This is a genomic window from Georgenia subflava, assembly GCF_009193155.1.
GTDB classification, from domain to species: domain Bacteria; phylum Actinomycetota; class Actinomycetes; order Actinomycetales; family Actinomycetaceae; genus Georgenia; species Georgenia subflava.
Window position 1 is genome coordinate 422060 of the sequence record NZ_VUKD01000004.1, and the last position, 20537, is coordinate 442596.

A 20537-nucleotide genomic window follows, 5' to 3' on the forward strand; every position below is an offset into this window, starting at 1 on the left:
AACCTGCGCACGCCGGGCGGGTGCCTGCAAGGATCCGGGCATGACCGACTCCCACCACCGTTCCGAGGCCTCCGGCGACGTCGACTCCTCGATGGCCGCCGCCGACCACTCCGCCGATGCAGCGTCTTTTGGCTGGTCGGCCGCGCCCGGCTGGGCTCCCGCGCCGGACGGGCTCCCGGCACCTGGCTATGGTGGCGTGCCGACGCCGGGCGCTGCCTCGCCGGCGGACGCCGCCTCGACGGCGGATGCCGTCCCCGAAGGGAGGCTCGCCGAGTTCCTCGCCGCCTTCCAGCGGCTCAGCGAGGCCGCCGCCGAGCAGGCGTCGGCCGCCCGTGCGTCGGGCGGGAACCCGCTGCTCCCGCCGCTGACCGAGCACCTCGGGGTCGACCCGCGCAGCCTGCCGGTGCTGACCGAGCTCGTCAGCCCCCTGCGTGAGGTCGACGCCGACGTCGGCCTCGAGCACGTGATCGCCGCGCACGGCGGCGGCACCCTGCTCGGCGTCGGCGGGGGCGAGCAGCGCTGGCACCACAGTCTCTCGGAGATCCTCCAGATGGCGGGCAGCTACGGCCAGTTCCGCCTCGGGCCCGTCGACTACCGCACGGCCCCGGTCGGCCCGGACGCCGAGCGCGCGACGGTCGCCTTCGGCCTGCACCTGTTCCACGTCGGCGACGACGGCGACCGCAGGCCCGTCGTCGTGCTCGAGCGGATGGGCAACGCACGCTTCGGGCAGCCGCCACAGCTCGAGGTGCTCGCCGAGGACGGCGTCGCCGCCGCCGTGCTCACCGAGATCCGTGACGCCATGAACGCCCACAGCGTCCTGCGCGGGCAGGTGGTCACCTTCACGGGGTCGGTGTACGAGCCGAGCTCCGGCGGCGTCACCTTCGTGCGCCGGCCCGATGTCGCGGCGGCCGACGTCGTCCTCCCGGCCGGGCGGCTGGACCGGATCGAGCGGCACGTGCTCGGCATCGCCCACCACCGTGACGAGCTGGTCGCCGCGGGGCAGCACCTCAAGCGCGGGGTCCTCCTCTACGGACCGCCCGGGACGGGCAAGACGCACACCGTGCGCTACCTGGTCGGTGCCGCGCAGGAGGCGACCGTCATCCTGCTCTCGGGCATGTCGCTGCAGTTCGTCTCGCAGGCGGCCGAGACCGCCCGGGCGCTGCAGCCGGCGATCGTGGTGCTCGAGGACTGCGACCTCGTGGCCGAGGAGCGCAGCCACCACAGCTCCTCGCCCCTGCTCTTCGAGGTTCTCGACGCCCTGGACGGCCTGGCCGCCGACGCCGACGTCGTCTTCCTGCTTACGACCAACCGCGCGGACATCCTCGAGCCGGCGCTGGCGCAGCGTCCCGGCCGGGTGGACCTGGCCGTCGAGATCCCGCTGCCGGGCACCGGGGCGCGGCGCGCGCTGCTCGACCTCTACGCCGCCGACCTGCCGTTCTCGGCCGCCGTGCTGGACGAGGTGGCCGGCGCCGCCACGGGGACGACCGCGTCCTTCACCAAGGAGCTCGTCCGCCGGGCGGTCCTGCTCGCCGTCGAGCGCGGCGACGCGAGCGGCGTCGGGGACGCGGACCTGCGTACCGCCCTGACGGAGATGATGGACGACGGCGGAGCCCTGACCCGGTCGCTGCTCGGCGGGTCCGGGAGCGGAGGCGACGAGGGGTAGCCGTCGGATCCTCAGCGCGGCTCGTCGCCCAGGGCCTCGGGTTCCCGGAACCGCGTCGTCTTGGCGCGGACGCCGCGGTTCCACAGGAACGTGAGGACCCACAGGAAGACGCCGAGACCGAGCATGACCCCTGCGATCCGGTACTCGATCGGGTCCTGCGCCCACGGACCGACCAGGAACGCGCACGTGAGCGCGCCGAGGTACGGCAACCCGCCCGGGGAACGGAAGTGCTCGCCGTCGTGCGGGCGGCGGCGCAGCACGAGGACGGCGATGTTGACGATGGTGAACACCGCGAGCAGCAGCAGCGCGGTGGTGCCGCCGAGGGCGGCGACCGTCTCCTCGCCCATCACGTTCGTGACCGTGACGATGAGGCCGACGGCGATCAGCGTGGTGAAGACGATCGAGCTCCACGGGGTGCGGTTCCGCGGCAGGACCTTGCCCAGCACGCCCGGCAGCACGTCCTGCCGGGCCATCCCGTAGATGAGGCGGCTGGCCATCATCATGTTGATGAGCGCGGTGTTCGCCACCGCGAACATGGACAGGAACGGGTAGATCGTCTCCACCGGCAGGCCGGGCGCGCCCGTGCGGACGACCTCGAGCAGCGGTGTCGCGCTCTCGGACAGTTCGCCGACCGGGACGAGAGCTACCGCGACGATCGAGACCAGCACGTAGATCGTCACGGTGATCCCCAGGCCGGTGAGCATCACCTTGGGGAAGGTCCGGACCGGGTCCTTGGTCTCCTCGGCCATGTTGACGGAGTCCTCGAACCCCACCATCGAGAAGAACGCCAGCGACGTGGCTGCGGTCAGGGCGAGGAACACGCTCTTGTCGGCGCCTGCCTCGAACACCGTGACCCGGCTGAAGTCGGCCTCGCCCTGGGTGACCGCCGCGAACCCGATCACGATGACGATGAGCAGTCCGGTGAGCTCGACGAGCGTGAGCACCACGTTGAACTTCAGGCCCTCGGTGACACCGCGCAGGTTCACCAGCGCCAGCAGGGCGATGAAGGTCACTGCCACGGCCGTGACCCCGCCGGCCCCCCAGTCCACCCCGAACCCGACGACGAAGTTCTCGGCGAGGAACTTCGCCGCGGTCGAGGCCGAGGTGATGCCCGAGCTCAGCACGGCGAAGGTGACGAGGAACGTCAGGAAGTGGATGCCGAACGCCTTGTGCGTGTACAGCGCGGCGCCGGCCGCCTGGGGGAACTTGGTGACCATCTCGAGGTAGGACAGCGCCGTGATCGTGGCGACGGCGAAGGCGAGCAGGATCGGTGCCCACGCCGCGCCGCCGATCTCGCCGGCCACCTGGCCGGTGAGGGCGTACACCCCCGTGCCGAGGATGTCGCCGATGATGAACAGCAGGAGCAGCTTCGGGCCGATGACGCGCCGCAGGCGGGGCCGCTCCGTCTCGGTCTGGGCGCTCGTGTGCCCACTCATCTGCCCCACCCCCTCGTGGCTGTCCTTGTGGACTCTGTCGGAGGCGGCCGGTGCCCGCAACTCGGTGGTCCGGGGCCCGCGGGCCGGCCGGCGGCCGCGGCGCGCCGGCTCTCGCTGCCGGGTGCGCCGCAGCGGTAAAAGACCAGGTCAGGACAGCCTTTCCTTGCTGGTGGACGCTCGGGAAGGCGCCTAACGTCGTGACCATGGATGGGTCGTCGACCGTCGAGGCGCATCCGCCGGGGGTGTCGGCGCCGCCGGTGGAGCGGCAGGGGCGTGGGCTCGAGCAACGACTGAACGCGCTGCGCGCCGGCGTGCTCGGGGCCAACGACGGCATCGTCTCGACGGCAGCCGTCGTCGTCGGCGTCGCTGGCGCGACGACCGCCACCGGACCCATCGCGATGGCCGGGCTGGCCGCCGCGATCGGTGGTGCGGTGTCGATGGCGCTGGGCGAGTACGTCTCGGTCAGCAGCCAGCGCGACAGCGAGCAGAACCTCATCGCCGTGGCGCGTCGATCTCTCGCCGAGGATCCCGAGCGCGAGTTGCAGGCGCTCGCCCGGCTGTACGAGGCGCGCGGGATCTCCGCGGCGACCGCCCGTCAGGTGGCCGAGGAGCTCTCGTCCCACGATGCGCTCGACGCCCAGGTGCGCGCCCGGCACAACATCGACACCGACGACGTCGCCAGTCCCTGGCACGCCGCCGTCGTCTCGTTCCTGGCGTTCGCGCTCGGCGCCGTGCTGCCGCTCCTGGCGATCCTCCTGCCGTCGCCGGAGGTGCGGGTGCCCGTCGCCTTCGTCGTCACGCTCGCCGGGCTCGCGCTCACCGGCACGGTGGCTGCGGCCATCGGCGGCGGGTCGAGGCTGCGGGCCGCGGTCCGCGTGGTGGCCGGCGGTGCGCTGGCGCTGCTGGCGACCTACGTCGTCGGCGTCCTGCTCGGCACCTCGGGCATCCTCTGAGGCCGCGCGTCCCGGACCGGGAGGCAGCGCGGGCTGCCCGGCACGCGCCACGGACCGCCGCGACCTCGAGCGCCCGTGACAAGCCCCTCGCTGCGCGAACGCCCGATCAGTTCCGCTCGAGGTAGCGCTCGTACGCGGGCAGCGTGCCGTCGAGCACCGGGATGAACGCCTCCTGTGAGCCGGCCTGGTCGAGCGAGAGGGTGGCTTGGAGCGTCGCCCCCGGCGGGTCGTCGACGCTGGCGGGGGTGAGCTCGGCGTCGGCGAAGTTCACGACGTCCTGAGGGCCGAGATCGAAGTCGTAGACCGGTCCGCCCGCCAGCTCGATCTCGACCGCGACGTCCTCGTCCGACCGGTTGACCACGGCACCGAGGAGATGGCCCTCGCGGCCCTCGCCCCGGGTGAGGATCATGAGGTTCTCCGCCGAGACGTTCTCGGAGAGCTCGACCCGGACGCCGTCGCTCGGTGCGTACTCGAGCTGTGTCGTGATGGGGTTCGCCACGGAGCAGCCTGCGAGCGTGGCGAGCAGGGCGGCCGCGGTCAGCGATCTCGTCGGTCGGGCCATCGCGGTCTCCTTGTCCGGTCTGTGTCTGTGTCTGTGCCTGTGCTGCCTGTGCCTGTGCCGCGTCGGTCCGGCGGCACCGCGCACGTACGCCGGCGTGCGCCTCCGGGTGTCCCCGTTCCCTGCTCCTGCTTCGGTAATCCATTAGTAAATACTTCGCCTCGGCGCGCAACCGGAGGGACGGCGTCAGCGCCGTGCTGCCCGGGGCCGTGCCGCCCGGGGCCGTGCCGGTCAGGGCCGTGCCGCCCGGCGCCGCCGAGCGGCCCCCGTGCGCCTGGCTTAGCGTCACGAGGGCCGCCTGGGTGGCCAGGGCACTCGACGTCGTCAGGTCACCGGTGGACTCCCAGGTGTGCGGAAGTCGGTGTGCCGCCGCGGCGCACGGCTCGTCGTCCGGCGGGCGTGGGCGTCTTCCGCCTCGCGCACCAAGTCGCGGTAGCGGATCTCGTGCAGATACAGCCAGTCGTCCATGACTGAGGTCTCCTTGCTCTCGAATGTTTGGTCGCTGAGTGCTCAGTTGCTCAGGCGTGCCGGTACCTAGGTGCGCAGGTATCAGGCGCGCCGGCCCCAGGTGAGGGCGTGCACCGGGGTGAGGCTGGTCGAGCCGATCTCGGTGAAGCCGTGGCGCTCGAGGAGATCGTCGTACGTGGCGCGGGGCAGCAGCTGGTCGTCGATCTGCGCCTCGAAGAACTGGATGCCGGACATGATCCGGCCCGGCACGGTGCGCAGCCCGGCGTCGGTGTCCGGGAACGGGAAGTCGGAGATGACGAACCAACCGCCGGGCACCAGGGCCTCGCGCACCCGTTCGGCGACGAGATCGATGTCGCGGCACTCGTGCATCGAGATGTTGTTGACGACGACGTCGACCGGATGGTCCACGCGTAGCTCCTCGAGCGGACTGACCGTGACCTGGACCCCTTCGATGCCGGCCTCGGCGAGGAGACCACGTGCGGCGGAGACCGAGTGGGCGTCGCCGTCGACCCCAGAGACCGTGGCGGCGGGGTAGGCCCCGGCGAGGCGCAGCAGGCCGTAGCCGGAGCCGCAGGCGGTGTCGAGCACGTGGCCGCCGGCGGCGAGCCGTTCCGACAGCCCGGGCACGTTCTGGAGCCCGGCGGGGACCAGCCGGGTGTAGAACGGCCGCCCGGTCTGGGCGACGCCGGCCGTCCAGCCGTCGCTGGTCTCGTCCCACCACAGCCGTGTGCCGGTGGCGAGCTCGCGCTCGAACCGCCCGAACATCTCGTCCTGCTCGAAGACGGTGAACAGGCCGCCGGCGAAGGCGGGGGAGTCCGCGTCGAGCAGGAGCGTGCCGATGTGTGGCGCCAGGCGGTAGCCCGTGGCGCTCCGCTCGAGGATCCCGGCCGCGAAGGCCGACCGGGCCCAGACCGAGACGTAGAACGGGTCTAGACCGAGGGCGGCGGCGAGCTCGTCCGTGCTCGCTCCGTCCATGTCCGCGAGCCGTCGTACCAGGCCGGTTCGCAGCCCGGTCGCGACCGTGCGGTGGGCGATGTACCCGGCGACGTGCTGCAACAGCTTGGGGGCCTGGTCGGCCAGGGTGACCGGGGCCTCCTGAGCGACCGGAGGTTCTTGTGCGACCGGCGCTTCCCGCGGGACCGGCGCTTCCTGTGCGGCTGGTGCCTGCTGCGCGACCGTCGCGGTGCCCTGCTGGTTGTCCATGGTGGTTGCCTCTCGTGGTGGGTGGACGTGCGAGCGCAACGATCCGCCGTCGTCGAGGCCGTGGGCAGTGCACGATCCGGTACCTCGCCAGTACTGGATCTGTACCGCCGCAACGGCCCCGAAGTGCTTGGAGGCCGCATGGGTGCGCGCGTACCGTTGAGCCGTCGACAAGGAAGTGGACGATGACCGGGTATGGACAGTTCTGTCCCATCTCGAAGGCGATGGAGCTCCTGGACGAGCGGTGGACCGTGCTCGTCCTGCGCGAGCTGATGCTGGGCAGCACGCACTTCAACGAGCTGCGCCGCGGAGTGCCGCGGATGTCGCCCGCCCTGCTCTCCAAGCGGCTGCGCAGCCTCACCCGCGCCGGGCTGGTCGTGCGCCGCACCGACCGCGGCGACGTCCGTTACGAGCTGACCGAGGCCGGCCGTGAGCTGGGGCCGATCATCGAGAGTGTCGGCGCATGGGCGGTCCGGTGGATGCCCGACCTCGGTGACGCCGATCTGGACCCGCACCTGCTCATGTGGGACGTGCATCGCAACATCGACCTGCAGGCCGTCCCGCCCGGGCGCACCGTTCTGCACTTCGCCTTCACCGATCTCGCGCAGTCGGGCCGCTGGTGGATCGTCGTCGACGGCGGCGACGTCGACCTGTGCGACTTCGACCCGGGTCACGGCGTGGACGTCACGCTGACCACCGACCTGCGGACCATGGTGCGGGTGTGGCGCGGCGACGTCGCCTGGGTCGAGGCCATGCGCGACGGGCGGCTGGACGTCGCCGGCCCCAGCCAGGCGCGCCGCGGCGTGGTCCGCTGGCTGATGCTCTCACCCTTCGCGAAGGTGCCCAGGCTCCCGGCAGACTCGCCCGCAGTGCGGGTTGCCGAGCCCGCGTAGCCCCCTTCGGCGCGACGGGCCCGCGGCTGACGAGAGCCGCGGTTACTGGCCGCTAGTGCACTGACAGCCAGTGCACCGCGCGGTAGCCGCGCGATGCGTACGCGCGTCGCGGAGGGGGCCGGGGGTGGCGTCGCCCACCGTTAACCGGCGCGTTCATCCCGCGACGCCAGCGCGGAGGTGTCGCCTCATCCGATGTTGCAGGGACCGACAGACGCCGTTCACGGCCTCGTGGCACCGGACTCCTACGGTCGGGAACGTCCGAGCCACCCAGCAGAAGGATGTGTCCCGAGATGATTGTGACAACGCGCAGGCTGACCTTGGCCTGCACCGTGGTGACCGCCGCCGTGCTGCTCCCGGGGGCGGCCGCCGTCGCCGCCCCGACGAGCGAGAATGCCGAGGGCGTCGTCTACCACGACCTCAACGAGAACGGCTCCCGCGACGCCGGTGAGCCAGGCATCGCCGACGTGCCGGTCTCCAACGGCTTCGACGTGGTGACCACCGACGCGGACGGTGCTTACACGCTCCCCGTGGACGACGAGACGATCATCTTCGTCAGCAAGCCGAACGGGTACATGGTGCCCGTCAACGAGGTCCAGCTCCCGCAGTTCTACTACCTTCACTACCCGAACGGGACCCCGCACGAGCTGCGCTACGGCGGCATCGCGCCGACTGGGCCGCTGCCCGAGTCGGTGGACTTCGCGCTCGTGGCGCAGGAACAGAGCGTCGAGTTCGACGCGCTCGTCTTCGCCGACCCGCAGACGCGCACGTCCGGCGAGATCAGCGAGCTGCGCCAGGACCTCGTGGCCGAGCTCGTCGGCTCGGACGCCGCGTTCGGCCTCACCGTCGGCGATGTCGTCAACGACCCGCTCCACCTCTTCCCGGAGCACAACGCGGCCGTCGCGGAGATCGGGATCCCGTGGTGGAACCTGCCCGGCAACCACGACATGGACTACGACGCGCCCAGCGACGAGCACGCGACCGACACGTTCAAGTCCGTGTTCGGCCCCACGAACTACTCCTTCGACTACGGCCAGGTGCACGTGGTCGCGATGGACAACATCGAGAAGACCGGTGCCGGTTCGGCCTACCGCGCACACCTGAGCGAGGCGCAGCTCGCCTGGCTCGCCAACGACCTCGCACTCGTTCCCGACGACAAGCTGGTCGTGCTGGCCACCCACAGCCCGCTGCGCACGGACGCCACCATCTCCAGCGGCCTCAACCTCAGCGACGAGAGCCTGCAGGGGCTCTTCGACGTCCTCGGCGACCGCGAGCACGTGTACAGCTTCGCCGGCCACGACACGTCCAACAGCTGGCAGATGTTCCTCGGCGAGGAGGAGGGCTGGACCGGCGCCGAGCCGTTCCACCACCAGGTCCTCGCCGAGGCGCGCGGTGGCGGCTGGGGCTCCGGGCCCGTGGACGAGCGCGGCGTGTCCGCCGCCGATATGGCCGACGGCAACCCCAACGGGTACTACACGATGAGCTTCGACGGCGTCGACTACACCCCGCGCTACAAGGCGGCCAGCCTCCCGGCCGACTTCCAGATGCGACTGACCTTCGACGGCGGCGCTTCGGACGAGGTCCACGTGCCCACCGGCCCCAGTGGTTCCGGCGGGTTCACCGAGCCCGTCACCTACCACCCGCGGGACTGGGACACCGAGCGGTGGACCGCGCCCACGGTGACGGCCAACGTCTTCGACGGCGGTTCGCGCCACACGGTCGAGGTCTCCGTCGATGACCGGCCCTTCGCCGAGATGACGCACTCCGAACCGGTCACCGACCCCTACATCTCCGCCCTGTATGAGCAGTACCGGGGCACGCCCGAGCAGCCCGCCCGACCGGAGTGGTCCTCCCACCTGTGGACTGCGGCGCTCCCGACCGACCTGGGTCCGGGCTCGCACACCGTCACGGTGCGCAGCACCGATCCGTACGGCCAGGTGTCGACGTCCACCAGCGAGATCGAGATCGTGGCCGGCCGGCCCACCCACGGCTGAGCCGCGAGCCCGCACACGCCGAGAACGACCCACCGAGAGGACACACCCATGAACGTGAAGACAACCGTCGTCGCCGTGCTCACCGCCGCGGCCGCCGTCGTGCCCGCCGCATCGGCATCTGCCCAGAGCCCGGCCGACCGGTTCGACCTCCAGGCACACCGGGGCGGGATCGCCCTGTACTCGGAGAGCACCCTCGAGGCGTTCGCCAACGCTCTCGAGCTCGGGGTGACCACGCTGGAGCTGGACACTCAGGTCACCCAGGACGGCGCCGTCGTCGTCACGCACGACAGGCAGATCAGCGCCGGCAAGTGCGCCGACACTGGGCCCGCCTTTGAGGGCGACCCGGAGTTCCCGTACGTCGGGAAGTACATCACCGACCTCACGCTCGCCCAGGTGCAGACCGTCGAGTGCGGCATCGCACCGGTCTACGAGGGGCAGCAGCTCGCTCCCGGCCCGATGGTCGAGGTGGGCGAGGTGTTCGACCTCGTGCGGTACTACCGTGCGAACAACGTCATGCTCAACATCGAGACGAAGGTCGAGGCAGGGGCACCGCACGAGACCGCGCCTCGAGACCTCTTCGTCTCTCGGGTCGTCGAGGAGATCAAGGAGGCCAAGATCGGTCGCCAGGTCAGCATCCAGAGCTTCGACTGGGGATCCCTCCGGGTGGTCGAGGAGCTCGCGCCCGAGCTCGACCGGGTGGCACTGACCAACGGGGACTTCCTCCAGGTCGGCCTGCCGGGGGCGTCCCCGTGGCTCGGCGGGCTCGACGCAGACGACTTCGACGGCGACCTCGTCGCGATGGCCGAGGAGCTTGGGGTCGAGGCGATCTCCCCGGTTCACGGCAACCCGCAGGGCGGGAGCGTCGCGGACGAGGGCTACGAGCCGTACGTCACGGCCGGGATGGTCACCGACGCTCACGACGCCGGGATCGAGGTGATCCCGTGGACGGTCAACGACCGGCCCACCATCGAGCACCTCATGGACCTCGGGGTCGACGGCATCATCACGGACCGGCCCGACCTGCTGCGAGAGCTCATGGCCGAGCGAGGGTTGAAGCTGCCCCGGCCGCTGAGCGCGCCGCACGGATCGATCCTGGGATGACGACGGGCGTCGCCGGGCCGGACTAGAGGCGCCGACCGTGCCGCGCGTGGCCGCCTCCCCGCGGGGAGGCGGCCACCACCGCGTCACCGCCGGCCGCGGCCACCCTGCGTCGCCGAACTGGTGCGCATGGTGCCCCCGGCACTCCTGAATGGAACACGGGAGGCGGCCGGCCACGGTCCGACGGGCCTTTCGAGCGCCGGCCTACGCGGGATCGGCTGACGGCACGACCTCGTAGGCGTGTCCCGCCGCACGGAGCCGCCTCACCAGCACGTCTCCGAGTGCGGTGGCCGGCGTCAGCGAGCCGGCCCGAGGGGGCAGCCGGTCGCCGTCGAGCGCGAGGGCCAGCGCGCTCTCGCCGAACATGACGGCCGTCGCCGCGTACCCCGGGTCGCCTGGCCCGGCCGCGGTGGCGCGGTAGCGGCGGCCGAGGTCCGTGCGTGCCTCCACGACCATGCGGAACCAGCCGCTCTGGCGAGCAGCGTGGTCCGGGCCGGTGCCCGGTGCCGGGAGGAACCGGTCCAGCAGCGCGCGCGAGGGGGCGAACCTCATGGCGCCGAGCAGACCGGCCAGTCCGGCAGTCATGCCGACGGCGGTGGCCGCACCTCTCGCTCCCCGTCCGCAGCCCATGACCTCCCCGTAGGTGAGGCCGCGTCCGTAGGACCAGCTCTGCAGGGCGTTGCTGCGGCGCACCAGCCGGGTGTTGTACGGCGCCATGACGAACGGTGCCGTCCAGCGGCCGTCGCGGGTGCGGGACGGGAGCGTGGCGTCCGGCGGCTGAGAGGTATCGGGCTCGGCGGGACGGTCGGGGCTGAGCGCGAACGGGTCGTCGGCGAGGCGCCGTGCCGACGGGTCACGCCGTCTGATCGCGGCCTGTCCCCGCATCGAGGCGACGGTCCCGCCGCTCACGCCCCCGCGGGAGGTCGCGACCAGGCGGACGTCCCGCAGCTCACCGGCCCCGTCGGTGCGGGCCTGTTCGGCGAGCAGGAGCACGGCGAGGTCCGACGGGAGGGAGTCGTAGCCGCACGAGTGGACGATGCGCGCACCCGACTCGCGAGCCGGTGCGTCGGTGCGGTCGATGGCGTCGCGGGTGAAGGTCAGCTCACCGCTCAGGTCTGCGTAGTGCGTGCCGGCCCGGGCACAGGCCTCCACGACCGGCATCCCGAGGACGGCGTAGGGGCCGACGGTGGTCACCAGCACCCGGGTGCTCTCGGCGAGCGCGACGACGGAGCCCGGGTCAGCGGTGTCCGCCAGGACCAGCGGCCACTCGCGGGCCGCGCCCGGCAGTTCCGCCCGGACGGCCGCGAGCTTCTCCCGTGAGCGTCCGGCCAGCGCGACCCGCAGGCCGGCTGGGGCAGTCTCGGCCAGGTAGGCGCTGAGGAGCTTCCCGACGAAGCCAGAGGCGCCGTAGACGACGAGGTCGTGCTCGCGGCGGCGCATGGCCCCCATGCTCACCGGTGGACGCGGGCACCGCCACAGCGCCGCGCGGTCGGCCGTCGTCGGGAAGGTCGGCACACCGCGACCGTGCGGGAGGTCGAGCCGGCGGGCCGATGTCGGTGCCGGCCGCCAGACTCGGTGCCATGGATCTGGACGAGGCGAGGACCCTGAAGCAGCAGCTCGCCGCCCATGCGGCGGACCTGCTCACCGATCGTGTGAGCGCGGAGTCCGCGACGGCCCCGGTTGCGGTCGCTGTCGGGATCGCGCCGCTGGCCGACGGGTCGTTCGGCGTCGCCGTCCGGTATCCGCTGGGGACCCCGACGGCGCGGATGGTCGCCCGGCGCCTCGAGGCGGCGGCCGGACCCGTCGTCGACGTCCGACGCACCGGACGGGTGCGTACGCTCGCCGTCCGCGGGCCACGTGGCCCCGTCGCCACCGCGCAGGCGCAGGGGGAGACCGGCCGGGTCCGGCCCCTCCGGCCGGGCGTCTCGATCGCCCACCAGGCGGTGAGCGCTGGCACACTCGGCGCCTTCGTCACGCTCGACGGTGCTCCGGGCACCCACATCCTCTCCAACTACCACGTCCTGGTCGGATCCCCGACGGCGCGCACGGGCGATCCGGTCCTGCAGCCCGGCCCGGCAGACGGCGGATCGGACTCGGACCGTGTCGGCCGGCTCGCCGGGTTCGTCCCGCTCAGCGCGGGGGAGCGGGCCCGCGTCGATGCGGCTTTGGCCCTGGTCGACGACGGCGTCGGGGTCGACCCCACCTACCCAGTTGGGCTGCTGGCCGGCGTCGCCGAGGCCATCGGTGACGACGTCGTGCAGAAGATCGGCCGTACCACCGGGGTCACCGACGGCCGGGTCACCGCCATCGAGCTCGACGGGGTGGTCGTCGGTTACGGGCCCGAGCTCGGTGAGCTCACCTTCGACAACCAGATCGAGGTCGAGGGCAGCGCCGACCTGCCCTTCTCCCGGGGCGGGGACAGCGGGTCGCTGGTCTACCGGCCGGCGGACCGCCGCGCCGTCGGCCTGCTCTTTGCCGGGAGCGAGACGGGAGGGGAGAATGGCAGGGGGCTGACGTATCTCAATCCCGTCGACGAGGTGCTGACCGCGCTGCGTGCCACGCTCTGACCGCGGCCCGGCGGCACACGGAGGTGTCCGATGGCCGACCTGCCGCAGGCACGTGCCGCGAAGGAAGGCCTGCGCGCCCGGATCCGCGACCGCGACGGGGTGGTCGGCGTAGGGATCGCGCGCAGGGGCGACGGATACTGCCTCAAGGTCAACGTCACCACCGAGGACGTCGCCACCCGCGTGCCGTCCGACATCGACGGCGTCGAGGTCCGCGTCCGCGTCGTCGGCCGGATCACCGCCCAGGCCTGACCCGCCTCGCCGGCATCTCTCCGAACGTCGCCGGGCCCTCGCCCTCGTCGTCGATACCTCGCCTACGTCGTGGGTGGGTCACCTTCGTCGCCGGTACCACGCCTACATCGTGGGTGGCTCGCCTTCGTCGCCGACACGTCGCCAACCTCGCTGGCACTTCCACTGACGTCTCCGGCACCTCGCCGAGGTCGTGCACCTCGTCCTACTTCGGAGGAAGGGTGCGGGCGCGGGTGAGTCCGTGGCGCACCCAGCGGCGCAGCTCGTCGTCGCTCTCGAGCCCGTCCGGAGCGATCCTGACCCAGCCGGTCATCCTGTGCCCGCGCATCTCGACGAGTCCGACGTGCGGCTCGTCGAGAAGGGCGGCGATCTCGGCCGGGTCGGCCCGGACCATCATCCCGCCGGCACTGCTGGCGCTGACCGCGAGGTTGCCCTCGACCAGGAAGCCGAGTCCGCCGAACATGCGCTTCTCGCGCACGCCGGGCTCACGCTCGAGCATCTGCCGGATGCGCTGCGCCAGGACGTCGCTGTAGGGCATGGCACGAGTATGCCGCCGGGTTCGCTCCGCCGGGGCGTCGCCGCCGTCGTCCTCGTTCGGCACGCATCGGGAGCGTCGTCGTGTCCGCCGGCCCGACGCCGTTGGGGTCGTCCTCACCCTTCGCCCCACCCGGCTGGCGGCCGGCCGGCCGCCGCGCTCAGCGCAGAACGGGGTGCGGTCGATGACGACCTCGACGTCGGCCGGGACGTCACGGCTGGTGCGGCCGCGGCGTCGACGAGCGGGTCGGAGCGGTCGACCCCATCGTCCGACACCGATCTGCCCGCTGGCGTTCACACCGCGGCCACCTGCCGTGCCCGTGCCCGTCATCGACCGTCCGTAACTTCTCGTCTCGGACATCTCGACCGAGGAGACACGATGATTCGCCCCAGACCCGCCGTTGGCACGACAGCCGCAGGTATCGCAGCAGCACTGGCAGCGGCTGTCGCCGGCGCCGTCGTCGTCGCCGCTCCGGCGGTGGCGCAGAACGCCGACGACGCCGCGCACCCCGAGTACCTCGGTCGCACCCACTACACCGGCGAGTTCCACTCCCACACGTCGATCAGCGACGGCCAGGCCCTGCCGGTGGACGCCTTCACACACGTGGCGGAGAACTCCGACGCCGACTTCTTCGGCCTCGCCGAGCACGACGTCACCTTCGACCTGCGCAACGCCGACGACTTCATCACCGACTGGCGCGACGCCGCCTCCGACGAGTGGCGGTACCTGCACGAGGAGTCCGAGGCGTTCAATGCGAACAGCGACCTCGAGACGGTCATCGGCGAGGAGCTGACCTGGTACGACGGCACCGGTCACATGAACATCTTCAACGCCGACTGGCTCGCGACCGCCAACAGCCCGTCCGGCGGCACCTTCGGGACCGGCAACATCATGTACGACCTGCCCACCATGTACGCCCGGCTGGCGCTCGACCCCGAGGCGGTCGCGCAGTTCAACCACCCGGGCGCCACCGGCTGGGGCGACTTCTACGACTTCAGCCACCTCACGCCCACCGCAGACGAGAGCGTGCAGCTCTTCGAGTACAAGTCCCCGAGCTACCACAGCCAGTGGATCCTCGCCCTCGACAACGGCTGGCACCTCTCGCCCACCTACAGCGGCGACGAGCACGCGCGCACCTGGGTCACCGGCAACCCGGCCACCACGGGAATCTGGGCCACCGAGCAGAGCGCCGACGGCCTGTACCAGGCCATGCGCGAGCGGAGCACCTACGCCACCTTCGACGCCGACGCCATCCTCCAGCTCGGCGCCAACGGTCGGATGATGGGCTCGATCCTCCCGGCCGGGACCACCGAGCTCACCCTCGACGTCGACCTCACGGACCCCGAGGACACGTTCGAGACCGTGCAGGTCTACACCAACGGCGGCGAGGTCGCCGCCGAGTTCACCGATCTCGACACCTCCACGGTGAGCGTGGACCCCGTCATCGACGTCGCCGACGGCGACTACTACTTCGTCAAGGCGACCCAGGCCGACGGCGAGGAGGTCATCTCCGCACCGGTCTGGATCGGCGAGCGCGTGCGCGGGGCGAACTACGCGCCCGAGATCACGGTAGCCGACACGCTGCCGGCGAGCGCCGCCGACGGCGAGGTCGTCGCGCTCCCCGAGGTCATTGCCACCGACGACAGCGGCGCGGCCCCGCAGATCGACATCACGGTCTTCACCGGATCCGGCGAGCTCCCCGTCGCCGACGGCACCTTCACGGTGACCGGGCACGACGACCACTTCGTCGTCGTCAAGGCCACCGACGGGAACGGCTCGACCGCTGCCGACCTCGTCCGCACCACCGTGACCCAGGACCAGCTCGACCCCGACACCGTCTTCCGGCACCAGGGCACCGTCGCCGCCGTCGGCGCCCGGCCCGGCGAGGCCGGCGTCACTGCGGTGACCGACCGGTCGATCACCGAGACGTACCTCCAGGTGCTCCCCGCCGGCGCGTCCGACTGGGCGGCGGCCCAGACCGTGGCCTCCGACGGCGGCACGGTCTTCGAGATGGACCGCATCGCCCGCGAGGCCAAGAGCTACCAGGACTCCATCACCGGCCAGGTGCTGCGCAGCCACGAGTTCGACCTCACCGCCCTCACCCCCGGCGAGCGATACCAGTACCGCCTCGGTGTCACGCCGGAGGGCGGCTGGACCGATGTCGCCGGCGAGTTCGTGGCCGGCGGCGAGACGAACGAGCCGATCTACGTCCTCGGTGACCTCCAGGTCGTCAGCTCGGAGCCGGCCGACTACGCACTCTTCGACGCCATGCTCGAGCGTCTGCGCGCCGAGCACCCGGGCGGTGACCTGCTCGTCCAGATGGGTGACCTCGTCGACCGCGGCGGGCGCGCCGAGTACTGGGACCAGGCCTACGAGCACGTCCTGGACGACCTCGACCTGCAGGTGGCGACGATGGTCGGCAACCACGAGACCTACGGGGACAAGGAGTTCCACGACGTCATCGCCGACGAGCGCAGCGCCATCTTCGCCGGTATGTACAACCTGCCGGGCAACGGCTCGGCGGTGGGGGAGTCGAACTACTCCTTCGACCGCGGCGACATCCACTTCGCCGTCCTGAACTCCAACTACGACCTCGACACCCAGCTCGACTGGCTGATCGAGGACATGCGCGCCACCGACAAGCCGTGGAAGGTCGTGCTCAGCCACTTCCCGTACTACGGGGGCAACCACAGCGACGACGCCGGCATGGCGAACCAGCGCGCCCAGATCACCGAGGTCCTCGACCAGCTCGGCGTGAACCTGCACGTCGGCGGGCACGACCACGTCTACAAGCGGTCCACCGTCTACGACGGCCGGCTGGCCGAGACTCCCGAGGAGGAGGCGGCCGGGACGACCTTCGTCACCACCGGGTCCGCCGGGCCGAAGTTCTACAACAACCAGGTCCAGTGGTGGGACGACGTCGTCTACGACGACGACCTCCAGACCGGCACGGTGCTCGAGGTGACCGACGCCGGGCTGCGGCTGCTCACCTACAACAGTGCGGGCGAGACCGTCGACGACTACACCGTGACCAAGCCCGAGAGCACCTGGGAGCTCAGCTCCGCCCGGATCGTCGACGACGAGCTCGCGGGCGTCGGGTTCCTCAGCTATCCGGGCGCCCGCGAGGGCCTGACCGTCACCGCCGTCGCCATGGACCACGCCCAGGAGGAGACCCTCGCGGTCCGCACGGCCGACGTCACGCTGAACCACTCGGGGACCGAGCAGTACGTCGCCTTCGACGCACCGCTGCCCGTGGACCCCAACAACGCGGTGAAGATCATGGTCTGGGACAGCCTCGGGAGCGGCCGCCCGCTCGTCCCCGCCACCGTGCTGCGCGAGGGGGTGCTCGGCGAGGGCACCGCGGAGGAGCCCTTCGAGGTCCGCACCTGGGCCGACGTGGAGAACATCCGCCACGCCCCCGAGGCGCACTACGCCCTGATGAACGACATCGAGCTGGACGACCTCGAGCGGGCGCAGATCGGCTCCGGCACCGAGACCTTCCGCGGCGTCTTCGACGGTCGTGGGCACGCCATCAGCGGCTTCCGGGCGAACGCCGACGGCGGAGGCGGGCTCTTCGCCACCAACGAGGGCACCATCCGCGACCTGGCCGTCACGGACGCGGACATCGACACCACCAAGGGCACCATCGGCATCCTCGCCGACTACAACACCGGCACGATCGAGAACAGCTGGAGCTCGGGCTCGATCATCGGCCAGGGTCGGGTGGGCGGCCTCGTGGGCGACTCCACCGGAGTGGTGCGCGACAGCTACTCGACGGCGGACGTGCGCTCGCGCTCGACCGAGGCCGGCGGCGTGGTCGCCGTCGCGCTGGCGGGCTCGACCACGGAGAACGTCTACTCCACCGGCAACGTCACCTCCGACACGCGCAACGTCGGCGGCGTCGTCGGCTACGGCTACACCGGGACCACGGTGCGCAACGTCCTCTCGCTGAACGAGTCGGTGACGGCGCCCAACTACGCCCACGCCGTCGTCGGCCGGGTGCTCAGCGGCCACACGGCCACACTCGAGGGCAACCTGGCCACCGACGCCGCCTACGTCAACGTCCAGAGCCTCGACGAGGAGCCGGCCGAGACCAACCTCAAGGGCCGGGTGGTCCCCGCCGACGCCACCCGCACGCAGGCCCTCTACTCCGACGATCTCGGCTGGGACCTCACCGACGTGTGGGTCTGGGACGAGGAGGCCGGACGACCGCTGCTGCGCGCCAACACGGAGGACTACGTCGCGAAGAGGCCGGCCGGCGAACCGAACGCGGACGGCTACTACGAGATCGCCAGCGCCGAGGACCTGGCCCAGATGTCGCAGTACCGGAGCGAGAAGTACGTCCTCACCGCGGACCTCGAGGTCTCCGGCGTCTCCGACTGGACCCCGATCGGCGGGCTCGCCCCCTTCACCGGCGAGCTCGACGGCAACGGTCACACCATCAGCGGCCTGACCTCGACCCGCGGCGGGCTGATCAACATCAACAACGGCACCGTCCACGACCTCGGCATCGTCGACGCCGACGTCTCCCTGGACGGCGGACGCGTGGGCATCCTCGCGAACGTCAACGGGGGCGTCGTCAGCGGCGTCTACACCACTGGGTCTGTCAGCGGGACCTCCCGGGTCGGCGGCGTGGTCGGCGACTCCGCCGGGACGGTGCGCGACTCGTACTCCACCGCGACCGTGCGCTCCGCCTCCACGGAGTCCGGCGGCGTGGTCGGCGTGGCGCTGGCGGGCTCGGTCACCGAGAACGTCTACTCCACCGGCGCTGTGTCGGCCGACACCCGCAACACCGGCGGTGTCGTCGGCTACGGCTACACCGGCACCGAGATCCGCAACGGCATCGCGCTCAACCCGAGCGTGACCGCCCCGAGCTACGCCCACCGGTTCCTCGGTCGCGTGCTCTCCGGGAACACGGCCACGCTGGAGAACAACTGGGCCTCCGCGGGCGTCGTCGCGTCGGTCCAGTCGAACCTCGACGAGCCGACCGCCACGAACTGGTCCGGGGCGACGGCAAGCCTGCACCAGACCCGCGACCCGCTGTTCTTCGCCGAAACCCTCGGCTGGGACTTCGAGAGCGTGTGGAGCTGGCACGACGCGGCGGCCCGGCCGGTCCTCACCGCGGCGCCGGAGCGCTACACCGGCGAGCCGGTGCCGCCGCTGCCCGCGCCTGAGCTCCCCGCGCTCGAGCAGGACACAGACGGTGCGTACCTGATCGACGAGGTCGCCGACCTCGCCGAGGTCACGGCACACCCGGACCAGCAGTTCCGCCTCGCCGCGGACCTGGACCTCACGGGCCAGGACGTGCGGATCGCGCCAGAGGGCTTCACCGGGGTGCTCGACGGGGCAGGCCACGTCGTCACCGGCTACACCTCGGACGACGGCGGGCTGTTCCCGCTCAACGAGGGCACCATCACCGCGCTGAGCCTCGACGCCGTCGTGACGACCACCGCCGACAACACCGGACTGCTCGTGGACGTCAACCGTGGGGAGATCTCGCAGGTCTCCACCTCCGGCGCGATCAGCGGCGGCTCCACCGTCGGTGGCGTCGTCGGCTACTCGTACGGAGAGCTCCGCGACTCCTACTCGACGGCGGACGTCACCGCCACGGGCGGGCGCCAGGCCGGGGGCGTCGCGGGCATCACCGGTCGGGGCAGCCTCACCGAGAACGTGTTCGCCACGGGCCGGGTGGAGGTGGTCGGCAACATGAACGCCGGCGGCGTCAGCGGCTACGCCTACACCGGCACCACGCTGCAGAACAGCGTCGCGCTGAACGAGGCGGTCGTCGCGACCGGGTACGCCGGGCGGGTCGTCGCCCGGGTGCTCTCCGGCGACGTCGCCACCCTGGTGAACAACTACGGCGTCGAGACCGTCGAGGTCGGCGTCGAGACCGAGCCCGAAGAGGGCACCGACACCACCAAGGGCGCCACCCTGACCACCGAGCAGGCCACTGACCGGGGGACCTACGAGAACGTCCTCGGGTGGGACTTCGCCGCCATCTGGGCGTGGGACGACACCAGCGCCCGCCCCGTCCTGCAGCACGAGATCGCCTGAGGAGCCACCATGAACCGCATCGTCACCTCTGTCACCGCCGTCGGCGTGCTCGCCCTCGGGGGGCTGGCGCTGAGCACCTCGGCGTCGGCCACGGACCCCTTCGCCCACGTGGCCACCGTCGCCGGCGACCGCGTCGACGTCGTCATCGCCGGCGAGGGAGCGCTCGCGGGGGAGGAGGTCAGCATCCTCATCCTCGACGGCGACGCCGACCCGTGGGATCCCGTCGTGGCGGACATCGTCTATGCGAACCAGCTCGTGCTGGACGCCGAGGGCGACGCCTCGCTGCGCGTGGCCCTGCCGACGACGGAGCTCGAGGACTACGTCATCGCGCTGAACACGAGCGGGGAGACCGAGCGGTATGTCGCCCTGCTCGACGGCTCAGAACTCGCCGACGACGATGGCCGCCCGGGTAACCGTCCGGACCATGCTGACGAGACGGGGCGTCCGGACCACGCCGATGAGACGGGCCGCCCGGACCACGCCGGTGAGAAGGGTCGCTCGGACCACGCCGGTGAGAAGGGTCGCTCGGACCACGCCGGTGAGAAGGGTCGCCCGGACCACGCCGGTAGGCCGTAGCCGGACAGACCGGGCCCGCCAGCCCTAGTCGTCCCGACCGCGGTTGGCAGGCCGTAGCCGACCAGGCCACGCGGCAAGCGGAAGCCGGCCTGACCAAACCACCGAGTCGCGGCCTGCCCTGCGCCAGCCGGGGAAGGCGGCGTCGTGCCTTCCCCACCGTCGTCCCGCACGGTCGGAGTGTGATGCTGCCGGCCTGCGTGACGGTCGGAGCTGGTCGGGTCGGGATGTCGGAGGGCGCCGATAACGTCAGCGACATGGTGGAGCGGCAGCGTGGCCTGGGCCGGGGCGGTGAGCGTCC

The 20537-nt window shown here is 71.8% G+C and carries 15 protein-coding genes; 9 read left to right on the forward strand and 6 right to left on the reverse strand.

Annotation, left to right across the window (positions count from 1 at the left end; all coding sequences use genetic code 11):
• Positions 1-40: 40 nt before the first annotated feature.
• A complete protein-coding gene (locus GD748_RS15330; protein ID WP_226921425.1) occupies positions 41-1663 on the forward strand; it encodes an AAA family ATPase in 1623 nt (540 codons plus the stop codon).
• Positions 1664-1674: 11 nt separating this feature from the next.
• Here GD748_RS15330 and GD748_RS15335 read toward each other — a convergent pair whose 3' ends face one another.
• Entirely contained in the window at positions 1675-3099 is a 1425-nt protein-coding gene (locus GD748_RS15335; RefSeq protein WP_152196085.1) for an APC family permease, read from the reverse strand.
• A gap of 203 nt (positions 3100-3302) precedes the next feature.
• On the opposite strand from GD748_RS15335, the gene GD748_RS15340 reads away from it, so the two are divergent.
• The gene (locus GD748_RS15340; RefSeq protein WP_152196086.1) at positions 3303-4052 is read left to right on the forward strand and encodes a VIT1/CCC1 transporter family protein; all 750 of its coding nucleotides are present in this window, start codon (positions 3303-3305) and stop codon (positions 4050-4052) included.
• Between the two features lie 106 nt (positions 4053-4158).
• On the opposite strand, the gene GD748_RS15345 is transcribed toward GD748_RS15340, so the two are convergent.
• From GD748_RS15345 to GD748_RS15350, 3 genes are all read right to left on the reverse strand, one after another.
• Positions 4159-4614, reverse strand: a complete 456-nt coding sequence (locus GD748_RS15345) for a hypothetical protein (RefSeq protein WP_152196087.1) — start codon at positions 4612-4614, stop codon at positions 4159-4161.
• A 321-nt stretch (positions 4615-4935) separates the two neighbouring features.
• A complete protein-coding gene (locus GD748_RS19615) occupies positions 4936-5079 on the reverse strand; it encodes a hypothetical protein (protein ID WP_193312974.1) in 144 nt (47 codons plus the stop codon).
• An 81-nt stretch (positions 5080-5160) separates the two neighbouring features.
• Complete coding sequence (locus tag GD748_RS15350; protein ID WP_152196088.1) at positions 5161-6282, reverse strand: class I SAM-dependent methyltransferase; 1122 nt, start codon at positions 6280-6282, stop codon at positions 5161-5163.
• A 182-nt stretch (positions 6283-6464) separates the two neighbouring features.
• Between GD748_RS15350 and GD748_RS15355 the strand changes: the two genes are divergently transcribed.
• The 3 genes from GD748_RS15355 to GD748_RS15365 all read left to right on the forward strand — a co-directional run bounded on the left by GD748_RS15355 (position 6465) and on the right by GD748_RS15365 (position 10264).
• The gene (locus tag GD748_RS15355; RefSeq protein ID WP_152196089.1) at positions 6465-7172 is read left to right on the forward strand and encodes a winged helix-turn-helix transcriptional regulator; all 708 of its coding nucleotides are present in this window, start codon (positions 6465-6467) and stop codon (positions 7170-7172) included.
• A gap of 290 nt (positions 7173-7462) precedes the next feature.
• A complete protein-coding gene (locus GD748_RS15360) occupies positions 7463-9163 on the forward strand; it encodes a calcineurin-like phosphoesterase C-terminal domain-containing protein (RefSeq protein ID WP_193312975.1) in 1701 nt (566 codons plus the stop codon).
• A 48-nt stretch (positions 9164-9211) separates the two neighbouring features.
• Positions 9212-10264 (forward strand): glycerophosphodiester phosphodiesterase family protein, encoded by a 1053-nt coding sequence (locus GD748_RS15365; protein WP_152196091.1) that lies wholly within the window; start codon positions 9212-9214, stop codon positions 10262-10264.
• 201 nt (positions 10265-10465) lie between these two features.
• Here the strand turns inward: GD748_RS15365 and GD748_RS15370 are convergent, their stop codons facing one another.
• Complete coding sequence (locus tag GD748_RS15370; protein WP_152196092.1) at positions 10466-11701, reverse strand: saccharopine dehydrogenase family protein; 1236 nt, start codon at positions 11699-11701, stop codon at positions 10466-10468.
• 140 nt (positions 11702-11841) lie between these two features.
• On the opposite strand from GD748_RS15370, the gene GD748_RS15375 reads away from it, so the two are divergent.
• Positions 11842-12828, forward strand: coding sequence for a chymotrypsin family serine protease (locus GD748_RS15375; RefSeq protein ID WP_152196093.1), 987 nt, complete (start codon positions 11842-11844; stop codon positions 12826-12828).
• A gap of 30 nt (positions 12829-12858) precedes the next feature.
• Entirely contained in the window at positions 12859-13077 is a 219-nt protein-coding gene (locus GD748_RS15380; RefSeq protein ID WP_152196094.1) for a hypothetical protein, read from the forward strand.
• Between the two features lie 202 nt (positions 13078-13279).
• On the opposite strand, the gene GD748_RS15385 is transcribed toward GD748_RS15380, so the two are convergent.
• Positions 13280-13612 (reverse strand): TfoX/Sxy family protein, encoded by a 333-nt coding sequence (locus GD748_RS15385; RefSeq protein ID WP_152196095.1) that lies wholly within the window; start codon positions 13610-13612, stop codon positions 13280-13282.
• Positions 13613-13987: 375 nt separating this feature from the next.
• Here GD748_RS15385 and GD748_RS15390 point away from each other — a divergent pair, with 375 nt between their 5' ends.
• Both GD748_RS15390 and GD748_RS15395 read left to right on the forward strand, forming a co-directional pair.
• Positions 13988-19663 (forward strand): metallophosphoesterase, encoded by a 5676-nt coding sequence (locus tag GD748_RS15390; protein WP_152196096.1) that lies wholly within the window; start codon positions 13988-13990, stop codon positions 19661-19663.
• A 9-nt stretch (positions 19664-19672) separates the two neighbouring features.
• Positions 19673-20239, forward strand: coding sequence for a hypothetical protein (locus GD748_RS15395; RefSeq protein WP_152196097.1), 567 nt, complete (start codon positions 19673-19675; stop codon positions 20237-20239).
• The last annotated feature ends 298 nt before the right edge of the window (positions 20240-20537 follow it).